This window comes from Micromonospora humida (genome assembly GCF_016901255.1).
In the GTDB taxonomy this organism is placed as follows: Bacteria; Actinomycetota; Actinomycetes; order Mycobacteriales; family Micromonosporaceae; genus Micromonospora; species Micromonospora wenchangensis.
The window spans coordinates 49,540-69,020 of sequence record NZ_JAFEUC010000016.1 but is presented as its reverse complement, the minus strand read 5'-3'; the positions used below and the strand labels follow the sequence as shown (position 1 = coordinate 69,020).

Genomic DNA, 19,481 nt, shown 5'->3' with positions numbered 1-19,481 from the left:
GAGCGGCCCGCGCGCGGCAAGGGGGAAGACCAGTGACGATGGACAGTACGTACACCGGTGGACTGGCGAACGCCCGGCGCACCCGGCTGGGTGCCGGTTGGACGCCCGCCCAGGACGCCGAGCCGCGGGAGTACCAGGTGACCGAGGGCCCGGTGGCGAACACCCGCCGGTCCCGTGCGGAGGAGGACCCGGCCGGCGGCGGGGAGATCTGAGCCGGCGACGGCCCCGCCGACGGGGGGTCGGTGGCGTGGGTGACTAGGCTCGACCGGGTGGAACAGAGCACCCGCAGCCGGTTCGCCGAGCCGCCGTTGACCCCCCGTACCGCCGTCATCTGGTCGGTGCTCGCCGCCGAGCTGGACCGGCGGGCCGACGACACGCTGACCGTGCTCGACGTGGGCGGCGGCACCGGCGGCTTCGCCGTGCCGCTCGCCCAGGCCGGCCACCGGGTGACCGTGGTCGACGCCAGCCCCGACGCGCTCGCCGCCCTCACCCGCCGGGCCGCCGAGGCCGGGGTCGCCGACCGGGTGCGCGCCGTGCAGGGCGACGGGGACGCGTTGACCGGGCTGGTCGAACCGGCCACCGTCGACCTGGTGCTGTGCCACGCGGTGCTGGAGGTGGTCGACGACCCGGCGCCGGTGGTGACCGCGCTGGCCGCCGCGCTGCGTCCCGGTGGCGCGGCGAGTGTGCTGGTCGCCGGCCGGGCCGCCGCGGTGCTGGGGCGGGCCGTGAACGGCCACCTGGACGTCGCCGCCGCGCTGGCCGCCGCCCCCGACGGGGCCGCCGGCCCCCGGGACACCCTGCGCCGCCGCTTCGACGCCGAGGAGGCCACCGCCCTGTTGCGCGCCGCCGGCCTCACCGTCGAGGAGATCCACGGGGTACGCGTCCTCGCCGACCTGCTGCCCGCCACCGTCGCCGACGGTCAGCCGGGTGCCCTGGTCGAGCTGGAGAAGGCGCTGGCCGGGCGTCCGCCGTACCGGGATCTCGCCGCCCAACTGCACCTGTTCGCCCGCCGCCCGGCATGACCGACCTGCCCCCGGCCGGGACGACCGGGCCCCCGGCCGCTGTGCCGGTGGACCGGGCGTCGGGGCCCGTTCCTGCGGCGGACCCGCTCGCGGTGGTGCCGCCGTGCTACGGCGGGGGCAGCCTGGCCGACGTGCTGCCCAGCGCGCTGGCCGTGCTCGGCGTGCCGGGCGCGGTCGACCTGCTCGGGCTCGCCCCCGGCCTGGCCGGGGTACGTCGGGTCGCCGTGCTGCTCGTCGACGGCCTCGGCTGGTACCAGCTGCCCACCGCCGCCCGGTACGCCCCGACCCTGACCGGGCTGGCCGCGACGGTGGGCCGCCCGTTGACCTCCGGCTTCCCCTCGACCACCCCGACCAGCCTGGTGACCCTGGGGGCGGGGGCGGCCCCCGGCGCGCACGGCGTGCTCGGCTTCACCGTCCGGGTGCCCGGCACCGACCGGGTGCTCAACCACATCGACTGGCACGGCGACCCGGACCCGCTGCACTGGCAGCCGGTGCGCACCCAGTGGCAGCGCGCCCGGGCCGCCGGGGTCGCGGTCAGCGTGGTGAGCCGCCCCGAGTACGCCGGCAGCGGGCTCACCCTGGCCGCGAACCGGGGCGGCGACTACCGGGGCGTCGGCGGGGTGGACGCGCTGGCCCGGACGATGCTGGCGGCGCTGTCCGCCGGGGCCGGCCCCACCCTGGTCTCCGGCTACCACCCCGACCTGGACCGGCACGGTCACCTCAGCGGGGTCGACTCGGCCCCGTGGCGGATCGCCGCCGCCGAGGTGGACGCCCTGCTCGCCCGCCTCGTCGACGGGTTGCCGGCCGACGCCGCGCTGCTGGTCACCGCCGACCACGGCCAGCTCGACGTGCCGGCGGGGCACCGGTTCGACCTGGACACCGACCCGCGGCTGCGGGCCGGCATCCGGGTGGTCGCCGGTGAGCCGCGGGTGCGGTACCTGCACGTCGACCCGGGGGCGGTGGACGACGTGGTGGCCACCTGGTCGGCGGTGCTCGGGCCGGCCGCCCGGGTGTGCACCCGGGCGGAGATGGTGGCCGAGGGGTGGTTCGGCCCGGTCGCCGAGGAGCACCTGTCCCGGGTCGGCGACGTGGTGGTGACCTGCCGCGACACGTACGCGGTGCTGGCCACCCGGTCGGAGCCGCCAGCGGTGTCCCGGCTGGTGGCGTACCACGGCGCGGACACCGCGGCGGAGATGACCGTGCCGCTGCTGGTGGTCCGGGGCTGACCGGGCCGTCGCCCGTGGGGCGGGCGGGCCGGGTGTCGTACCGGGCGGTTAGCCTGCCGGAATGGGTCGGAGCCAGTCGTTGCCGCGCGGTGGTGACCCGCGTTTCGGGCCCGACGCCGACGACTCGGCCAGCCCGATCCTGCACGTCGACATGGACGCCTTCTACGCCTCCGTCGAGGTGCGCCACCGGCCCGAGCTACGCGGCCTTCCGGTGGTGGTCGGCGGGGTCGGGCCGCGCGGCGTGGTCAGCTCCGCCAGTTACGAGGCCCGCCGCTTCGGCGTGCGCAGCGCGATGCCCACCGCGCGGGCCCGCGCGCTCTGCCCCGGCGCGGTCTACCTGCCCCCCGACTTCGCCCGCTACCGGGCGGCCTCCGACGCGGTGATGCGGATCTTCCGGGACGTCACCCCGCTGGTCGAGCCGCTCTCCCTCGACGAGGCGTTCCTCGACGTGGCGGGTGCCCGCCGGCTGTTCGGCCCGCCCGCCGCCATCGCCCGGCGGATCCGGGAACGGGTCACGGCCGAGCAGGGGCTGACCTGTTCGGTCGGGGTGGGCCCGAGCAAGTTCGTGGCCAAGCTCGGCTCCACCCGGGCCAAGCCGGACGGCGTGCTCGTGGTGCCGGCCGACCGGGTGCTGGAGTTCCTCCACCCGCTGCCGGTCGACGCGTTGTGGGGGGTGGGGGAGCGGTCCGCCGAGACGCTGCGCCGGCTCGGCCTGCGGACCATCGGTGACCTGGCCGAGGCGCCGGTGGGGATGCTGCGCAAGGCGCTCGGCGCGGCGTCCGCGACCCACCTGCACGAGCTGGCCCGGGGGCGGGATCCGCGCCCGGTCAACCCGGAGCACGTGGAGAAGTCGATCGGGGCCGAGGTGACCTTCGACGTCGACGTCGTCGACCCGCAGCAGATCCGGCGGGCGCTGCTGGCCCTCAGCGAGAAGGTGGGCAGCCGACTGCGCGGGGCCGGTCAGGTGGGCCGGACGGTCTCGCTAAAGGTGCGGCTGTCCGATTTCCGCACCGTCAACCGGTCCCGGACGCTCGGCGTGGCCACCGACGTGGCCCGGGAGATCTTCGACACGTCCTGGGACCTCTGGACGGTTCTCGACCCGGGTGAGCCGGTCCGGCTGGTCGGTGTGCGGGTGGAGGGTCTGGCCGGGGCGGTCGACACGCCGCGACAGCTCACCCTCGGCGCGCCCGAGCGTGGTTGGCGGGAAGCGGAAACCGCCGCCGACGCCGCGGCTGCCCGTTTCGGGCGGTCCGTCATAGGTCCGGCCAGTCTGCTCGGCAGGCGTGACGCCGGCCCCGGCGAAAATAGCAGTCGGCCATAGGTCGTCCCGCTTTCCGACGCGCGACCCCCCTCGTAGACTTGGCGGCAAGCAGCCGGTTGGCTGCCACGGTCTGTCGGCCCGACCGGGCCGACCAACGTGACCGGGGAGGAGTGCCGTGCCGCTCTCGGAGCACGAGCAGCGGCTGTTCGAGCAGATCGAGCGGTCGCTTGCCGAGGACCCCAAATTCGCCTCGGCCGTGCGCGCCAGCGACCCGCGTTTCCACACGCGGCGTCGCCTGCTCGTCGCTGCCGGCGTGGTGGTCGTCGGCCTGGCCCTGTTGGTCTACGGCGCGGTGATCAAGACGCCGCCACTGGCAGTGGCGGGCTTCGTCGTCATGCTGGCCGCGCTGGGCTATGCGGTGCAGTCGCACCGGCGTGGGCAGTCACCTGACCTGCACGTGGTGGGCGGCACGACGAGTCGTCGTCGCCCGCGTGGCCGCGGCGGCCGGCGGCCGTCGCTGCTGGACCGCATGGAGGACCGGTGGCGTCAGCGCCCGGAGGGACATCGTTGAACCCCGCCCACCCCTGAGGTGGACGGGCGACACCGACGACGGTAGGTGCCGGACCTGGTCCGGCCACCTCCGTCGCATCTTCCTGTCCGGCGACAGCTCGCGCAGGTGGGCGAGGTAGCTACGCATGTGGGGCGAGGTAGCGGTATCAGTCGTTTCGGATACCGCTACCTCGCCCCACATGCGCCTACCCCACCCCCCGGCCCGCCCGACCAGCCTGGCGGTCAGGCGCGGCGGGTGGCCAGCAGGCGGCGGGGGTTCCAGCGCAGCAGCAGGCGACGCAGCCGCCCGGAGGCCGTCACCAGCCGTGCCGAGCTGTCGCCCAGCGAGGCACGCCAGCGCAGCAGCACCGACGGCGGCAGCACGGCGGCCAGCAGCCGGGTACGCCGGTCGGCCCGCGCGGCGAGGGTGTCACGTACCGTCCGCAGCGCCGGGTGCAGGGGCTCGCCGGTGAGCGGGTCCCGGGCGTACCGGGCGCGTTCCTCGGCCCGGCCGAGCAGCCGTACCGCCGTGGCGGAGCCGGCGTCCTCGCCGACCGCCTCCCGGGCCAGGCGCTCGGCGGTCGCCCGGGGCGTCTCCGTCCGGTCGACCCGGACCCGGTAGTCGACCAGGGTGTCCAGCAGCTCGTCCCAGGCGGCGTGGGCGTCCGCGCGGGCCCGCTCGGCGTCCGCGCCCAGCACCGTCATCGGGATGCTCGCGCCCGCCCCGTCGTCGGGGGCGGCGCCGGCCGCCACCGGAACGGGCCGACGGTGCCGCTGCCGGCGTAGCGCGCGCCGCCGCAGTGCCGGCAGCGCCAGCAGCGCCGCCAACGCCAGCAGCGCGCCCAGCGTCCACCAGGGCCAGGTCGGGGCCCGCTCGACGGGGGCGCCGGTGGTCGGGTCGAACCCGGCGTCGGTGTCCTTGTCGATGGCCTCGTCACGCTGCGGCCCGGCCGTGGCGCCCGGGTCCTCCGGCGCGGCCGGCGCGGCCGTGTCCGACGGCTCCGGGTCCGGGGCGTCGGAGTCCGGCGCCCACGCCGACCGGGTCGACCCCTGGACGCCGTACGCCGGGGTGGCGTCGAACGGCACCCAGCCGAACCGGTCGAAGTAGACCTCCGTCCAGGCGTGCAGGTTGCGGTTGGTCAGCACGGCGGTGTCCCCGTCGACGCTGCTGCCGTTGGTGAAGCCGAACGCCACCCGGGCCGGGATGCCGGCCTCCCGCACCAGCCAGGCCAGCGCCGCCGCGTACTGCTGGCAGTAGCCGACCTTGTTGGTGAGGAAGTCGACGATCTCCTGGCCGCTGGTGCCGCCCTTGGTGCTCAGCGAGTAGCTGAACCCGTTCTCCCGGGAGAAGTAGTCGTAGAGCGCCCGGACCCGGTCGTAGTCGGTGGACTTCCCCTCCACCAGCCGGTTGACCAGCACGCTGACCTCGCGGACCTCCGGGGTGCGGGTCTGTTGCAGCCGGATCGGGTGATCGGCCGGCAGCGGGCGGGCCCGGCGCAGCGCCGCCGGGGTGTACGTCGAGCGCACGTACTCGAAGGAGTAGCGCTTGCCCCGGGAGTTGTCCCGGTTGGAGAAGACCACCCCGAGGTTCTGGTCGTACGACCAGTTGCCGTTGAGCCCGTCGAAGCTGACCGGGTCGGTGTAGACCGGCACGAAGGGCATGTTCAGCGACCGGTTCACCTCGACGGTCGCCCGGTAGGTCTGCTGCTCCACCCCCGCCTGGGCCCGGTCGGCCGGGTCGGGCAGGTCCCGGTTCACCGGCCGGCCGTTGGGCGGGCGCACCCGGAAGCCGTCCGGGCGCAGCTCGTCGGCGACGCCGAAGCGCAGGTAGAACGGGTTCTGCTCGGTGGTGGTGACGGTGACCATGTCGGCCACCTCGGACTGGTTGAGCTGCCCGCTGAGGGCGGCGAAGAGGTCGATCCGGCCGGGGCCGCCGCCCTGCCCGAGGCGTCCGTTGCCGGTGCCGTTGCCGGCGGTGTTGAACTGGTCCAGCAGCCCGCCGGACATCCCCGGCACGGCCAGCGGCAGCACCACGGCCAGCACCACCCCGACCACCGCCAGCCGGCGACCGGCGGCGGCCAGCGGGGACGACTCCCAGACGTCCACGTCGCGGCCCTCGCCGGTGAACCGGCGGCCGAACCGGCGGACCCGGTCGACGTTGTCGGTGACCAGCAGCCAGAGGTAGCCGGCGGCGCCGACCACGAACGGCAGCGCGGGGACGCTGTCGACGTAGACCGCCACCGGCACCGAATAGATGGCCAGCATGGGCAGCCCGGCCAGGGCCGGCCGGCGCAGCCCGACGGCGAGCACGTCGACCACGATCGCCACCGAGCCCACCCCGAGCACGCTGATGAACAGCAGCGGGGTGGTGTCGGGCACCTTCACGCCGTAGGAGCGCATGTCCTGCAACGAGCCCTGCGCCAGCTCACCGAAGTGGGCCAGCGTCGCCGGCGTGGGCAGGAAGGCGACCAGCTCGCCACCGCCCGGGAAGAGCCAGGTCAGGGCGAGTAGCAGGCCGGCGAGCATGCCCAGCACCTGGCCCCACAGCGGGGCCCGGACCAGCCGGGTGAGCGCCGCCGCGCCGGCCACCACGGCGACCGCGATGGCCGACTGGATCAGCCAGGTCCACTGTTGGAAGATCGACGACAGCGGGGCCGCGGCGAGCAGGGTCGCCGCGGCGGCCACGAAGCCGATGTTCCGGGACGCGTTCACGACGTCACCCTCTCTGTCGTCGGGCGTCGGTGGCGGGGCCGACCGCACGGCGGCCGACGACGGCGGTACGCCCGTCGGCGGCGCGGCGGACCGGCCGGTGGTGCCGGTGCGGGGCCGGTCGACGGCTCACCGGACGGCCCCGGCGACCGTCTCGGCGAGCGCCGCACGCAGCGCGAAGCCCTGTGAACCGCGGCCGGCCTGCGGCCAGAGCGCCGGGAGTTGGCCGTCGTGGTCGACCCCGATGACCCGCCAGCCGCCCTGCAACAGGGACAGCGCGGCGGCGGCGTGGGCCTGCTCGGACTCGAACCGGGCCCGCTCGGGCAGGCTGAGCCAGGTGGAGCTGTGCAGCACGAAACCGACGCAGGTCGCCCCGTTGCCGCGCAGCCCGCCGAGCAGTTCCGCCTCACTGGTGGTCAGCGACCCGAACAACGCGATGATCAGGCCACCGTCGGCACGCTGGCGGACCCGCTGCACCAGCGTCGCCACGTCGCCGCGCTGGTCGAGCCGGACGTCGGAGAGATGGTCGAGGAGCAGGCCGTCCCCGGTGGCCTCGTTGGCGTCGACGTCGACCCCGTCGCCGGTGACCAGGCGCAGCTTGTATCCGGCCTGGCGCAGGTGCACGGCGATGCTGGCGGCGGCGGAGACCGCCCACTCGAAACTGGCCGTCGGGCCGTCACCCCGGTGCCCGTGCGCCCGGGTGTCCAGCACCACCGTGGCCCGGCTCTCCCAGGGCTGCTCCTCGCGGCGCACCATCAGCTCACCGGTGCGGGCGGTCGACTTCCAGTGCACCCGGCGCAGGTCGTCGCCCCTGCGGTACTCCCGGGTGGCGGCGTCGTCCTCGCCGTGCACCGCCACCGACCGGGCCCGGCTGTCGCCGCTGCCGGCGTACTCGCCGGGCAGCCGTACCGAGGGCAGCGGGGTGACCTGCGGGATCACGGTGAGCTGTTCGGTGCTGGGGAACGCCCGGCTCAGCTCGCACAACCCGAACGGGTCGGTCATCCGGATCACCAGCGGACCCACCTCGTACCGGCCGCGCACGTCGGCGCGCACGGTGTACGCCACCGAGCTGGCCTGGTGCGCGCCGAGCCGTTCCAGCACCACCCGGGGCCGGCTGCCCAGCGCGTACGGCAGCCGGTCCTCCAGCAGCAGGGTGCCGGTGGGCAGCCGGGACATGTTCTGCAACCGCAGCACCACCCGGGAGCTGGCCCCGACCGGCACCCGGTGCGGGTCCAGCGAGCGGTTGCAGGCCAGCTTGTACCGGGTCCGGCCGACGTAGAGCGCGGCGAGCAGCGGCAGGACGGCGAGCAGCACCGCCACCCGGAGCAGGTCCCGTTCGCCGAGGATGCCGGCCGAGATCGCGGCGGCGATGGCCGCCGCCAGGAACGAACGGCCCCGGGTGGTCAGGCCACGCAGCCCGTCCCGCACGTCACGGCCTCCGCGGCTCGAACGGCGGGCGGCCGTTGCCGGCGGCGGGGCGGGGCGCGTCGTACCCGGTGGGGCGCTTGCGGTCCGGCGGCAGGGCCAGCCGGTGCACCAGCTCGGCGACGATCGCGTCGGTGGTGCGGCGGGCCAGCTGGGCGTCGGCCGTGGGGATGATCCGGTGGGCCAGCACCGGCACCGCGAGCGCCTGGAGGTCGTCGGGGAGCACGTAGTCGCGGCCCTCCAGGGCGGCCACCGCGCGGGCGGTGCGCAGCAGCTGGAGGGTGGCCCGGGGGGACGCGCCCAACCGCAGGTCGGGGGCCTCCCGGGTGGCGGTGACCAGGTCGACGGCGTACTGCTTGACGGCGTCGGCGACGTGCACGTTGCGCACGGTGGCGATCAGCCGGCGGACCGTGTCGGCGTCGGAGACCGGGCGCAGCTCCTGGAGCGGGTCGGCGGCGCCGTGCCCGTCCAGCATGGCCAGCTCGGCGTCCGGGCCGGGGTAGCCCATCGCGATCCGGGCGGTGAACCGGTCGCGCTGCGCCTCCGGCAGCGGGTACGTCCCCTCCATCTCGATCGGGTTCTGGGTGGCGATCACCATGAACGGGGTCTGCAGCTGGTAGGTGACGCCGTCGACGGTGACCTGCCGTTCCTCCATGCACTCCAGCAGCGCGGACTGGGTCTTCGGCGAGGCCCGGTTGATCTCGTCGCCGACCACCAGGTTGGCGAAGACCGCGCCGGGGCGGAACTCGAAGTCGTGCGTCTCCTGGTTGTAGACGCTGACCCCGGTGACGTCGCTGGGCAGCAGGTCGGGGGTGAACTGGATGCGCCGCACCGAACAGTCGATGGACCGGGCGAGCGCCTTGGCCAGTTTGGTCTTGCCGACGCCCGGGACGTCCTCGATCAGCAGGTGCCCCTCGGCCAGCAGGACGGCCAGGGCGAGCCGTACGGTCGCCGTCTTGCCCTCGATGACCTGCTCGATGTTGGCCACGATGGCCTCGCTGGCGGCGCGGAACTCGTCGTGCGGCAGCACGCCGCCCACCTCGTCCCAGGTCTGTTGTGTCACGGGCCTTCTCCTCGTCGCGACGGCAGCTCGGTAAAGAGCACCTGGACCCGTCGTTCGGTTCGCAACGGGAAGCCTCGTCTGCCGCAGGAATCGCACTGGTCTCTCAGGCTAACCATGTTTACGGTGAACGCCGAACCCTGCCGGAAGTCGGCCGGTCACCCGGCGGATATTCGTCAGGTCGGGGGACCGGACGCGGCCGGGCGACCACGGAAGGTGACGGTCGCGGGGTGGATGTGCCGGGCGGTCGCCCGACGCCACGGGGTACACTGCGGAACATGACCGGAGTCTTCCTGCTTCTTACCGGGCCGTGCTGATGCGCTGACGCGCGACAGCACGGCGGCCCCTCCTGTGCGAGGGGCTTTTTCGTGCCCGCGGCGGGGTCCTGCGGGCCCGACGCTCCCCAGACCCGACACGACCGCGCCAAGGAGCCAAGGAGAAGGCATGAGCGAGGCAGCCGCACCGGCGGGCGACATCCCCCCGTACCGCTACACCGCGGCCATGGCCGACGAGATCGAGCGTCGGTGGCAGGACACCTGGGAGCGGGAGGGCACCTTCCACGCGCCGAACCCGACCGGCCCGCTGGCCGATCCGGGCCACCCCCGGGCCGGCGCGGAGAAGCTGTACGTGCTGGACATGTTCCCCTACCCGTCCGGGGCGGGGCTGCACGTCGGGCACCCGCTGGGCTACATCGGCACCGACTGCTTCGCCCGCTACCAGCGGATGGCCGGGCGTAACGTGCTGCACGCGATGGGCTTCGACGCGTTCGGCCTGCCCGCCGAGCAGTACGCGGTGCAGACCGGCACCCACCCCCGCACGACCACCGTGGCCAACATCGAGCGGTACAAGGCGCAGCTGCGCCGGCTGGGGCTGGCCCACGACGACCGGCGCTCGGTGGCCACCATCGACACCGACTTCTACCGGTGGACCCAGTGGATCTTCCTGCAGGTCTACAACTCCTGGTACGACGTCGACGCCCGCAGGGCCCGGCCGATCGCCGAGCTGACCGCCGAGTTCGCCGCCGGTGACCGGCCCACCCCCGACGGTCGGGCCTGGGCCGAGCTGAGCCCGGCCGAGCAGCGGCGGATCGTCGACGACCACCGGCTGGCGTACGTCTCGCAGGCGCCGGTGAACTGGTGCCCGGGGCTGGGCACGGTGCTGGCCAACGAGGAGGTCACCCCGGACGGCCGCTCCGACCGGGGCAACTTCCCGGTCTTCAAGCGCAACCTGAAGCAGTGGATGATGCGGATCACCGCGTACGGTGACCGGCTGCTGGACGACCTGGACACGCTGGACTGGCCCGAGTCGATCAAGCTGCAGCAGCGCAACTGGATCGGCCGTTCGACAGGTGCGCACATCGACTTCCCGACCGGGACCACTGATTCCGGTGTCGCGGGCGAAGCCCGCATCAGAGTGTTCACCACCCGGCCGGACACCATCTTCGGGGCCACCTACCTGGTGCTGGCACCCGAGCACGAGCTGGTCGACGCGCTGACCCCGGCGGCTTGGCCGGCCGGGACGCGGGACGCCTGGACCGGTGGGTACGCCGGCCCCCGGGAGGCCGTCGAGGCGTACCGGAAGGCGGCGGCGGCCAAGACCGACGTGGAGCGGCAGGCGGACACCAAGGAGAAGACCGGCGTCTTCGTCGGCGCGTACGCCACCCACCCGGTCACCGGCGGCCAGATCCCGATCTTCATCGCCGACTACGTGCTGGCCGGCTACGGCACCGGCGCGATCATGGCGGTGCCCGCCCAGGACGAGCGGGACTGGGCCTTCGCCGAGGTGTTCGACCTGCCGATCGTGCGGACCGTGCAGCCGGCCGACGGGTTCGACGGGAAGGCGTGGACCGGGGACGGGCCGGCGATCAACAGCGCCGCGCCCGAGCGCGGCCTGGACCTGAACGGGCTGGGGGTGGCCGACGCCAAGGCGGCGATCATCGCCTGGCTGGAGGCCAACGGCCACGGCGTCGGCGCGGTCACCTGGCGGCTGCGGGACTGGCTGTTCTCCCGGCAGCGCTACTGGGGCGAGCCGTTCCCGATCGTCTACGACGCCACCGGCGCGGCGATCGCGCTGCCCGAGGAGATGCTGCCGGTCGAGCTGCCCGAGGTGGACGACTTCTCCCCGAAGACGTTCGACCCCGACGACGCCGACAGCAACCCGGAGACCCCGCTGTCGCGGCGGCGCGACTGGGTCGAGGTGGAGCTGGACCTGGGCGACGGGCCGAAGCGGTACACCCGGGAGACCAACGTGATGCCGCAGTGGGCCGGCTCCTGCTGGTACGAGCTGCGCTACCTGGACCCGACGAACTCCGGGCGGTTCGTCGACCCGGAGAACGAGGCGTACTGGATGGGCCCGCGCGCCGAGGGCGACTGCGGGGGCACCGACCTGTACGTCGGCGGCGCCGAGCACGCCGTGCTGCACCTGCTGTACGCCCGGTTCTGGCACAAGGTGCTGTACGACCTGGGCCACGTGTCGTCGTTCGAGCCGTTCCGCAAGCTGTTCAACCAGGGCATGATCCAGGCGTACGCGTTCCGCGACTCCAGGGGCACGCCGGTGCCGGCCGAGGAGGTCGTCGAGGTCGACGGGCGCTGGTTCCACGGTGAGCACGAGGTGACCCGCGAGTACGGCAAGATGGGCAAGTCGCTGCGCAACGTGGTCACCCCGGACGACATGTGTGCGGCCTACGGCGCGGACACCTTCCGGGTGTACGAGATGTCGATGGGCCCGCTGGAGGTGTCCCGCCCCTGGGAGACCCGGGCGGTGGTCGGGTCGTACCGGTTCCTGCAACGGGTGTGGCGGGCCGTGGTCGACGAGCAGACCGGCACGCTGCGGGTCGCCGACGCGCCGGCCGACACCGCGACCCGCCGGCTGCTGCACCGGGTGGTCGACGGGGTCCGGACCGACATGGAGGGCATCCGGTTCAACACCGCGATCGCCAAGCTGATCGAGCTGACCAACGCGGTGACCCGGCTGGAGCAGACCCCGCGCGAGGTGGCCGAGCCGCTGGTGCTGATGCTGGCCCCGTTCGCCCCGCATGTGGCCGAGGAGCTGTGGCGGATGCTGGGCCACGACACCTCGCTGGCGTACGCCGACTTCCCGGCCGCCGACCCGGCGCTGCTGGTCGCCGACACGGTCACCTACCCGGTGCAGGTCAACGGCAAGGTCCGGGGCCGGATCGAGGTGCCCGCCGACGCCGCGCAGGAGGCCGTCCGGGCGGCGGCCCTGGAGGCGGTCGCGTCCGCGCTGGCCGGCAAGGAGCCGCGCAAGGTCATCGTGGTGCCGGGCCGGCTGGTCTCGGTCGTCGCCTGACGTGAAAGGAAGGGCCCCTCGTCGACGCTTCACGCGGCGCGAGGGGCCCTTCCCGACGGCCCGCCCGGCGTGCTGCCGCCGGCCCGTGGGGCGGGTCAGGGTTCGCGGCGGTGCACGACCAGCGCGGCGACCAGGGTGGCGACGACCGGCCAGGCGGCGAGCGCCACCCAGGAACCCGGGACCGTGGCGAGGTGCTCGTTGAACTGGATGTACGGGTTCGCGACGAGCCGTTCCCAGGCTGGCACCGGCAGGGCGTTGTGGATCGCGGCCGTCCACCGGTTCTCCAGGTCGAACGCGAGCGGCAACAGGAGCAGCAGCCCCGTGGTCGCGACGATCGCCGGAGCGGTGTGCCGCAGCAGCGCGCCGAAGCCCAGGCCGATGAGCGCGCAGACCGGCAGCAGCAGCGCCGAGGCGACGACCGCCCGCAACGCCCCGGGGTCGCCGAGCGACGCGCCGGCCCCCCGGTCGGCGAGGATGGCCTGCGACAGCCCGAACGACACACCTGCGGTCAGCACCCCGACGACCAGCATGACCGTCGCCAGCACCAGCACCTTGGCGGCGGCGACGGCGGCTCGGGCCGGTACGGCGGCGAACGTCGTACGGATCTGGCCGCTGGCGTACTCAGCGGCGATCGTCACCGCGCCGACCGCCCCGGCGGCGAGGATGACGAACAACCAACCCTCCTCGGGGAAGGCATCGTGGATCGGGTCGAACGCGGCCTGCCGCTCCGCCGAGTAGCCAGGCCAGTTGTGGTGGTCGGCCAGGGCCGCCCGCACGCTGAACAGCACGGCCGACACCGCGATCAGCGCCAGCGACCCGTAGGTGGAACGCAGCGACCACAGCTTGAGCCACTCGGCGGCGAGCAGGTCACGGAAGCGGGCGGCGGGCTCGACGGCCCGGCGGCCGGCGCTCCGGGTGGCCTCGGTCGGTGCGGTCACCGGTCTTCTCCTGCCCGGTAGTCGACGCGGTCGGCGGTGAGGTTCATGAACGCTTCCTCCAGCGAGGTGGACCGGGTGATCAACTCGTGCACCGGGATGCCCCGGGTGAATGCGAGGTCGCCGAGCGCCGTCGGGCTCAGGCCGGTCACCGTGAGCGAGCCGTCGGGGGCCGTCCCCACGTCCGCGCCCACCTCGCGCACCGCGACGGTCAGCGCCGTCGGGTCGGGCGTACGGACCACGACCTGCGTCCGGACGCTGCGGGCGGCGAACTCGGCCAGGCTCTCGTCGGCGATCAACTCGCCCCGGCCGATCACCACCAGGTGCTGGGCGGTCTGTTCCATCTCGCTCATCAGATGGCTGGAGACGAGGACGGTCCGGCCCTCGGCGGCGAGCCGCCGGAACAGTTCGCGCACCCACCGCACCCCCGCCGGGTCGAGGCCGTTGAACGGCTCGTCGAACAGCAGCGTCGGCGGATCGCCGAGCAGCGCGGCGGCGATGCCGAGCCGCTGCTTCATGCCGAGCGAGAAACCACCGATCCGGCGTCCGGCGACCCCGGTCAGGCCCACCTCGCCCAGCACCTCGTCGACCCGCGACCGGCCGATGGCGTTGCTGGCGGCCAGCGCCCGCAGGTGCGACCGGGCGCTGCGCCCGCCGTGCACGTCGCCCGCGTCGAGCAGCGCGCCGACGTGCCGCAACCCGCGCCGGCGTGCGGCGAACGGCTGCCCGTCGATCAGGGTGCTGCCGCTGGTCGGGCGGTGCAGGCCGAGCAGCAGCCGCAGGGTGGTGGACTTGCCGGCGCCGTTGGGCCCGAGGAATCCGGTCACGTGCCCGGACCGGACGGTGAGGGTGAGCCGGTCGACGGCCGTGGTCCGGCCGTACCGCTTGGTGAGGTCACGTATCTCGATCACGGGTTCGACGCTGCCGGACGATGCGCTGCCGGACGTCGTACCGCCGGCCACTTCCGGCCCCGCGGGGTAGGCCCCGGGGCGTACGCCCGCCGGCCGATGACCACCCGGCCACCCGCTGGCTACGGTGTCCCCATGCGTGCCGTCGCCGCCCGTCCGGCTCCCGTCGCCCGTCGGGTGCGGACGGTCCTGATCTGGGCCGGGGTGGGCCTGCTCCCGGCCGTGGTGCTGCTCGCGTCGACCGTCGGCACGGGTGGCCCGCTCCTGCCGGTCGTCACCCCCGACGGAAGCGTGCCGGGGATCCCGCTGCGCTATCTCGCGCCGGCGCTGGTGGTGTTGCTGCCCGCCGCCCTGCTGGGGCGTCGCCCGCTGCTCGCGCTGGGGCTGGCGCTCGCCGGGGCCTGCACGGTGACCGTGGCGACGAGTGCCTGGGAGAACGGCTACCTGTCCGCCGTCTGGTACCTGCAGTTCCTCGTCGTCGATGCGATGGTGGGGCTGGTCGCGGCACGCTTCCCGGGCCGGATCGCGGTCCCCGCCGCCGCCGTGGTGCTCGTGCTGCAGGTCACGGCGGGTTTCGTCAACTCGGCCACCGGCCCGGTCGACCGGGCCACCAGTTCGGTGCTGCTGGTGGTCGCCGCCGTGGTGGCCGGCGGCGCGGCGCGGGCCCGCCGTCGGCACGCCGAGGAGTCACGCGCGCACGCCGCCGTCGAGGCGGTCACCGCGGAGCGGCTGCGGATCGCCCGGGAAGTGCACGACATGGTGGCGCACAGCATCGGCGTCATCGCCATCCAGGCGGGTGTCGGAGCCCGGGTCATCGACACCCAGCCGGGACAGGCCCGGGCCGCACTCGCCGCCATCGAGCAGACCAGCCGGGACACGCTGGCCGGGCTGCGGCGGACCGTCGGCGCGCTGCGTCACCCGCAGCAGGCGGCGGCGTCGCTGGACCCGCCGCCCGGTCTGGTGGACCTGGACCGGCTGGTCGACGTCGCCGCCGACGCGGGGGTCCGGGTGGCGGTACGCCGGGAGGGCCCGCCCCGACAGTTGCCCGGGGAGGTCGACCTCGCCGCCTACCGGATCGTGCAGGAGGCGCTGACGAACGTGGTCCGGCACGCGGGCGTCGACCGGTGTCAGGTCACCCTCGGCTACCTGCCGGACGGGCTCCGCGTCGAGGTGGTCGACGCGGGCCGGGGCGCTCCGCCCGGCGGTGCGGGTGCGGGACACGGGATCGTCGGCATGCGGGAACGGGTGACGCTGCTCGGGGGCCGGTTCGCCGCCGGGTCGCGCCCGGAGGGCGGCTTCCGGGTCGCCGCCCGCCTGCCGGCCGACGGCGGACGGGCCAGCGTCGAGATGCCTGCCGGGGTCGACGGGTGAGCATCCGGGTCCTGCTCGTCGATGACCAGCCGCTGGTCCGCGCCGGTCTGCGGGTGCTGATCGCCGACGCGCCCGACATCGAGGTGGTCGGTGAGGCCGGCACCGGCGCGGAGGCGGTCCGGCTGGCCCGGGACGTGCTGCCCGACGTGGTGCTGATGGACCTGCGGATGCCCGGGACCGACGGCATCACCGCCACCCGGGCGATCACCGCGGCCGGCGGCCCGCCCCGGGTGCTGGTGCTGACCACGTTCGATGACGACGTGCACGTGCACGGCGCACTACGTGCCGGGGCGAGCGGATTCCTGGTCAAGGACATGGCCCTGGAGGACATCCTCGGTGCGGTCCGGGTGGTCGCCGCCGGTGACGCCCTCATCGCGCCGGCGGTGACCCGCCGGCTGATCGCCGAATTCGCCCGCCGCCCTGACCGGGCGGCCCAACCGCGCCCCCTGCCCGGGGTGACCGGGCGGGAACGCGAGGTGCTGACCCTGGTCGGCCGGGGACTGTCCAACGCGGAGATCGCCGCGCACCTGTTCATCAGCGCGGCCACCGCCAAGGCCCACGTGGCCCGGCTGTTCACCAAGCTCGGCGCACGGGACCGGGTGCACCTGGTCATCGCCGCCTACGAGGCCGGACTGGTCCACCCCGCGCGCCGTGACGACCGTGACGCGGACCGGGGCCGCTGACCCACCGCGGCGACGGCCCGCCACCGGCCGGTCCGGTCGGCGTCAGCGTCGATCCCCGACGCCGGTCGGGCTCAGCTCGGGTCGCGCCGGCGGCGGCGTTCGGCCCGCCACCACTGGTACGCCAGCACCGCGCTGGCGATCAGCCCGAGGCTGGCCGGGGCGGCGGCGTACCAGTTGATGCTGCCGGGGGAGCTGGCCGCCGCGCCGATGGCGGCGTAGCCGAAGGCGGTCGGGGCGGAGGCCAGCACGCTGCCGACCAGGAACGGCAGCACCCGCGCGCCGGTGGTGCCGTAGCCGTAGCTGACCAGCCCGAACCCGGCGACCGGCAGCATCCGTACGGTGATCACGCCGAGCACGCTCTGCCGGGCGAACCAGCCGTCGAGCCGGGCCAGCCGGCCGCGTACCCGCTCGGCGACGAACTCCCGGCCCAGCACCCGGCCGACGGCGAAGCCGAGCGCGGCGGCCAGCAGTGCCGCGCCGAGCGCGTACGCCGCGCCCTCGAGCGGGCCGAAGACCGCTCCCGCCGCCAGCGTGACGAAGGTCCGGGGGACCAGGGCCACCAGCAGCAGCGCCCCGACCACCACGCCCAGCACCGGGGCGTACCCGCCGAGCGAGTCGGCCAGCCGGGGCAGCTCGGCGACGTCCGGGTGCGGCGTGACCAGCAGCAGCACCAGGAACCCCGCGAGCATGACCAGCAGCAGGGCGAACCGACGTGCCGACGGCTGGCGAAGCAGCCGCCGGACGGCGGTGGTCACGGGCGGGCGGCGGGCGTCACGGGCGGGCGGCGGCGGCCACGGCGGCGCGGCGTTCGGTGCGCAGCCGCTCGGCCCAGGTGTCGTCCAGCGGCGGGAGCTGGTGCGCGCCGGTGGCCCAGCGCAGCAGCAGGTCGGCCAGGGCGGGGTTGCGGGCCAGCGCCGGCCCGTGCGAATACGTGCCGAGCAGCTTGCCCCGCCACGCGCCCTCGGTGACGCCGTCGTTGCCGACCCCGGCACTGACCCGGGCCAGCGGCGATACGCCGGGGCCGAGGTGGGTCCGGCCGCCGTGGTTCTCGAACCCGGACAGCGGCGGCACGCCCAGCCGGGGGTCGATCTCGCCGGCCAGCTCGCCGACCGCCCGGGTCGGGCCCCGGTCGGAGGAGAGGTCGAGCAGCTCCAGCCCGGCGCACCGGGTGCCCTTGGCGAAGAAGGAGGTGCCGAGGAGCTGGTAGCCGGCGCAGACGCCGAAGACCACCGAGCCCTGGGCGACGGCCCGGTGCAGGCCGCCGTCGGCGAGCAGCCGCTGCGCGCCGAGCGCCTGCGGGCCGTCCTCGCCGCCGCCGAGCAGGTAGATGTCGGCGGTGGCGGGCAGCCGCTGGTCGGAGCGGACCTCCAGCACCTCGACCGGCATCCCGCGCTGCTGCGCCCGGCGGGCCAGGATCAGCAGGTTGCCCCGGTCGCCGTAGGTGGAGAGCAGGTCGGGGTAGATCCAGACGATACGCAGGCTCTCAGTTGACACGGTCCAACTCCGCTCGGATGTCCTGGAAGGCGGTGTAGTTCGCGATGACCTCCAGCCGGCCCGGCGGGACCGCCCGGACCGCCTCGCCGAACGCCCGGACGTGCTGGAACGGCACCCCGTTGACGTCGAGCCGGACCGCCAGGTCGTACGCGCGGTCGCCGGTGATCAGCACCTGCCGGCCGCGCAGCGGCGCGAAGTCGACGTCGAACAGCCAGGAGGTGTCCAGCCCGTCGGGGTCACGGGCGTTGATGGACAGCAGGGTGGGCGCCTCGTCGGCCATGTCGAACGCCTCCAGCCAGCTGGCCGGGTTCTTGGCCAGCAGCAGCCGGATGTTGCGCCCGTCCCGGTCGACCTGGGCGTACCGGCCGGCGACCGAGGTGACCGTGTGCAGCCGGGAGACGGCGTCGACGGGGCGTACCCCGAACTCGGCGGCGACGGCCAGCGCGGTGGCGGCGTTGCCGAGGTTGACCTTGCCGGGGAGCTGGAGGGTCACCTTGTGCCAGGCCCCGGTGGGGTCGAGCACGCCGTCGTCCTCCACCGTCCACTGGGCGTCCGGGCGGCGCAGCGGGCAGCCGGAGCACCACCACTGCTCGCCGGAGCGCTGGATGGTGGAGCCGCACTCGGGGCAGACCCAGGAGTCGTCGTGCCAGCGCTGGCCGGCGCTGAACCAGGTGACGTGCGGCGGGCGGACGCCCTGCGCGGGGTCGGCGGGCGGGGTGGCCGCCCAGACCACCATCGGGTCGTCGGCGTTGGCCACCACCCGTACGTCGGTGTGCCGGACCAGCGCCGCGCGCCAGAGCTGCGCCATCATGGCGACCTCCTTGGCGCGGTCGAGCTGGTCGCGGGAGAGGTTGAGCAGGGCCACCACGTGCGGCTCGGTGGCCTCCAGCACCTGCGCGAGGTAGTGCTCGTCGACCTCGAGCACCGCGTACGGGGTGCTGCCGGCCTTGGCCAGCGCCGAGGTGTGCCCGGTGGGCATGTTGGCGCCGAACGAGTTGGTCGCGACCCGGCCGAGCACGCCGACGGCGGCGGCGCTGAGCCGGGTGGTGGTGGTCTTGCCGTTGGTGCCGGAGACCAGCGCGATGGCGCGTCCGGCCGAGAGGTGGGCCAGCAGGTCGGGGTCGATCTTCAGGCCGATCCATCCGCCGATCACCGAGCCGTCGCCCCGGCCGGCGGCGCGCGACAGCGCCGCGGCGGTCCTCGACACGGAGCTGGCCACCTTCGCCCGCAGGGGCATCTTCGCGTCCGTCACGCGAGCGAGGTTACCGGACCCCCGCGCCCGCCAGATCGCCGCCGACGGCGAACCGTTCGGTCGGGGCGGGCCGGGCATCCGGTCGGCGGACGCTCCACCGGATGGAGTCGATCTATGTCGGGTAGCGGACGCGGCTGCGGCCCGGCGCGCCCCTCCACTCCGCTCCACCCGCTCTGACGTGCGGTTTTAGCCGCGACGGCGACGCGCCGGGGCGGCGATTCTGGTTGCAGGTGGAGGGAAGTGGAGTAGAGTGGGGCGCAATGGTGAGGCCGGGAGG

At 74.8% G+C, this 19,481-nt stretch carries 16 protein-coding genes; 8 read left to right on the top strand and 8 right to left on the bottom strand.

What is annotated here, in order from left to right:
• Positions 1-38: 38 nt before the first annotated feature.
• The 5 genes from JQX11_RS27120 to JQX11_RS27100 all read left to right on the top strand — a co-directional run bounded on the left by JQX11_RS27120 (position 39) and on the right by JQX11_RS27100 (position 4,080).
• Positions 39-212, top strand: a complete 174-nt coding sequence (locus JQX11_RS27120) for a hypothetical protein (RefSeq protein WP_232378670.1) — start codon at positions 39-41, stop codon at positions 210-212.
• A 39-nt stretch (positions 213-251) separates the two neighbouring features.
• Positions 252-1,022: a methyltransferase domain-containing protein gene (locus JQX11_RS27115; protein WP_204927775.1), complete on the top strand. Its 771-nt coding sequence runs from the start codon at positions 252-254 to the stop codon at positions 1,020-1,022.
• Positions 1,019-2,248, top strand: a complete 1,230-nt coding sequence (locus tag JQX11_RS27110; protein ID WP_204927774.1) for an alkaline phosphatase family protein — start codon at positions 1,019-1,021, stop codon at positions 2,246-2,248. The genes JQX11_RS27115 and JQX11_RS27110 overlap by 4 nt, the downstream gene beginning before the upstream one ends.
• A 61-nt stretch (positions 2,249-2,309) precedes the next feature.
• Positions 2,310-3,569 carry a DNA polymerase IV gene (locus tag JQX11_RS27105; RefSeq protein ID WP_204927773.1) on the top strand — a complete coding sequence of 420 codons (1,260 nt, stop codon included), beginning with the start codon at positions 2,310-2,312 and terminating at the stop codon, positions 3,567-3,569.
• Positions 3,570-3,684: 115 nt separating this feature from the next.
• Positions 3,685-4,080, top strand: a complete 396-nt coding sequence (locus tag JQX11_RS27100; RefSeq protein WP_088643026.1) for an SCO2097 family morphological protein — start codon at positions 3,685-3,687, stop codon at positions 4,078-4,080.
• A gap of 221 nt (positions 4,081-4,301) precedes the next feature.
• Here JQX11_RS27100 and JQX11_RS27095 read toward each other — a convergent pair whose 3' ends face one another.
• The 3 genes from JQX11_RS27095 to JQX11_RS27085 all read right to left on the bottom strand — a co-directional run bounded on the left by JQX11_RS27095 (position 4,302) and on the right by JQX11_RS27085 (position 9,255).
• Complete coding sequence (locus JQX11_RS27095; protein WP_204927772.1) at positions 4,302-6,770, bottom strand: transglutaminase TgpA family protein; 2,469 nt, start codon at positions 6,768-6,770, stop codon at positions 4,302-4,304.
• 126 nt (positions 6,771-6,896) lie between these two features.
• Positions 6,897-8,195, bottom strand: a complete 1,299-nt coding sequence (locus tag JQX11_RS27090; protein ID WP_204927771.1) for a DUF58 domain-containing protein — start codon at positions 8,193-8,195, stop codon at positions 6,897-6,899.
• A 1-nt stretch (position 8,196) separates the two neighbouring features.
• Positions 8,197-9,255: an AAA family ATPase gene (locus JQX11_RS27085; RefSeq protein ID WP_204927770.1), complete on the bottom strand. Its 1,059-nt coding sequence runs from the start codon at positions 9,253-9,255 to the stop codon at positions 8,197-8,199.
• Positions 9,256-9,696: 441 nt separating this feature from the next.
• Here JQX11_RS27085 and leuS point away from each other — a divergent pair, with 441 nt between their 5' ends.
• Positions 9,697-12,561, top strand: coding sequence for a leucine--tRNA ligase (leuS, locus tag JQX11_RS27080; RefSeq protein WP_204927769.1), 2,865 nt, complete (start codon positions 9,697-9,699; stop codon positions 12,559-12,561).
• Between the two features lie 95 nt (positions 12,562-12,656).
• Here the strand turns inward: leuS and JQX11_RS27075 are convergent, their stop codons facing one another.
• A complete protein-coding gene (locus tag JQX11_RS27075) occupies positions 12,657-13,499 on the bottom strand; it encodes a hypothetical protein (RefSeq protein ID WP_204927768.1) in 843 nt (280 codons plus the stop codon).
• Positions 13,496-14,407: an ABC transporter ATP-binding protein gene (locus JQX11_RS27070; RefSeq protein ID WP_204927767.1), complete on the bottom strand. Its 912-nt coding sequence runs from the start codon at positions 14,405-14,407 to the stop codon at positions 13,496-13,498. The genes JQX11_RS27075 and JQX11_RS27070 overlap by 4 nt, the downstream gene beginning before the upstream one ends.
• Before the next feature lie 132 nt (positions 14,408-14,539).
• On the opposite strand from JQX11_RS27070, the gene JQX11_RS27065 reads away from it, so the two are divergent.
• Both JQX11_RS27065 and JQX11_RS27060 read left to right on the top strand, forming a co-directional pair.
• Positions 14,540-15,775, top strand: coding sequence for a sensor histidine kinase (locus JQX11_RS27065; RefSeq protein WP_204927766.1), 1,236 nt, complete (start codon positions 14,540-14,542; stop codon positions 15,773-15,775).
• Positions 15,772-16,458: a response regulator gene (locus JQX11_RS27060; protein ID WP_204927765.1), complete on the top strand. Its 687-nt coding sequence runs from the start codon at positions 15,772-15,774 to the stop codon at positions 16,456-16,458. Before JQX11_RS27065 ends, JQX11_RS27060 begins: the two co-directional genes overlap by 4 nt.
• Positions 16,459-16,529: 71 nt before the next feature.
• Here JQX11_RS27060 and JQX11_RS27055 read toward each other — a convergent pair whose 3' ends face one another.
• From JQX11_RS27055 to JQX11_RS27045, 3 genes are read right to left on the bottom strand one after another with little or no spacing between them, the layout of a single operon-like run.
• Positions 16,530-17,213 (bottom strand): TVP38/TMEM64 family protein, encoded by a 684-nt coding sequence (locus JQX11_RS27055; RefSeq protein WP_307826370.1) that lies wholly within the window; start codon positions 17,211-17,213, stop codon positions 16,530-16,532.
• 16 nt (positions 17,214-17,229) lie between these two features.
• Complete coding sequence (locus JQX11_RS27050) at positions 17,230-17,952, bottom strand: type 1 glutamine amidotransferase (protein WP_145920988.1); 723 nt, start codon at positions 17,950-17,952, stop codon at positions 17,230-17,232.
• Positions 17,942-19,189, bottom strand: a complete 1,248-nt coding sequence (locus JQX11_RS27045; RefSeq protein WP_204927884.1) for a MurT ligase domain-containing protein — start codon at positions 19,187-19,189, stop codon at positions 17,942-17,944. Before JQX11_RS27045 ends, JQX11_RS27050 begins: the two co-directional genes overlap by 11 nt.
• Between the last annotated feature and the right edge of the window lie 292 nt (positions 19,190-19,481).

Excerpts from the sequence above, each read along its gene's own strand:
- JQX11_RS27120 (WP_232378670.1), top strand. The coding sequence starts at position 39 with ATGGACAGTACGTACACCGGTGGACTGGCGAACGCCCGGCGCACCCGG.
- JQX11_RS27110 (WP_204927774.1), top strand. The coding sequence starts at position 1,019 with ATGACCGACCTGCCCCCGGCCGGGACGACCGGGCCCCCGGCCGCTGTG.
- JQX11_RS27105 (WP_204927773.1), top strand. The coding sequence starts at position 2,310 with ATGGGTCGGAGCCAGTCGTTGCCGCGCGGTGGTGACCCGCGTTTCGGG.
- leuS (WP_204927769.1), top strand. The coding sequence starts at position 9,697 with ATGAGCGAGGCAGCCGCACCGGCGGGCGACATCCCCCCGTACCGCTAC.
- JQX11_RS27065 (WP_204927766.1), top strand. The coding sequence starts at position 14,540 with ATGCGTGCCGTCGCCGCCCGTCCGGCTCCCGTCGCCCGTCGGGTGCGG.
- JQX11_RS27045 (WP_204927884.1), bottom strand. The coding sequence starts at position 19,189 with ATGCCCCTGCGGGCGAAGGTGGCCAGCTCCGTGTCGAGGACCGCCGCG.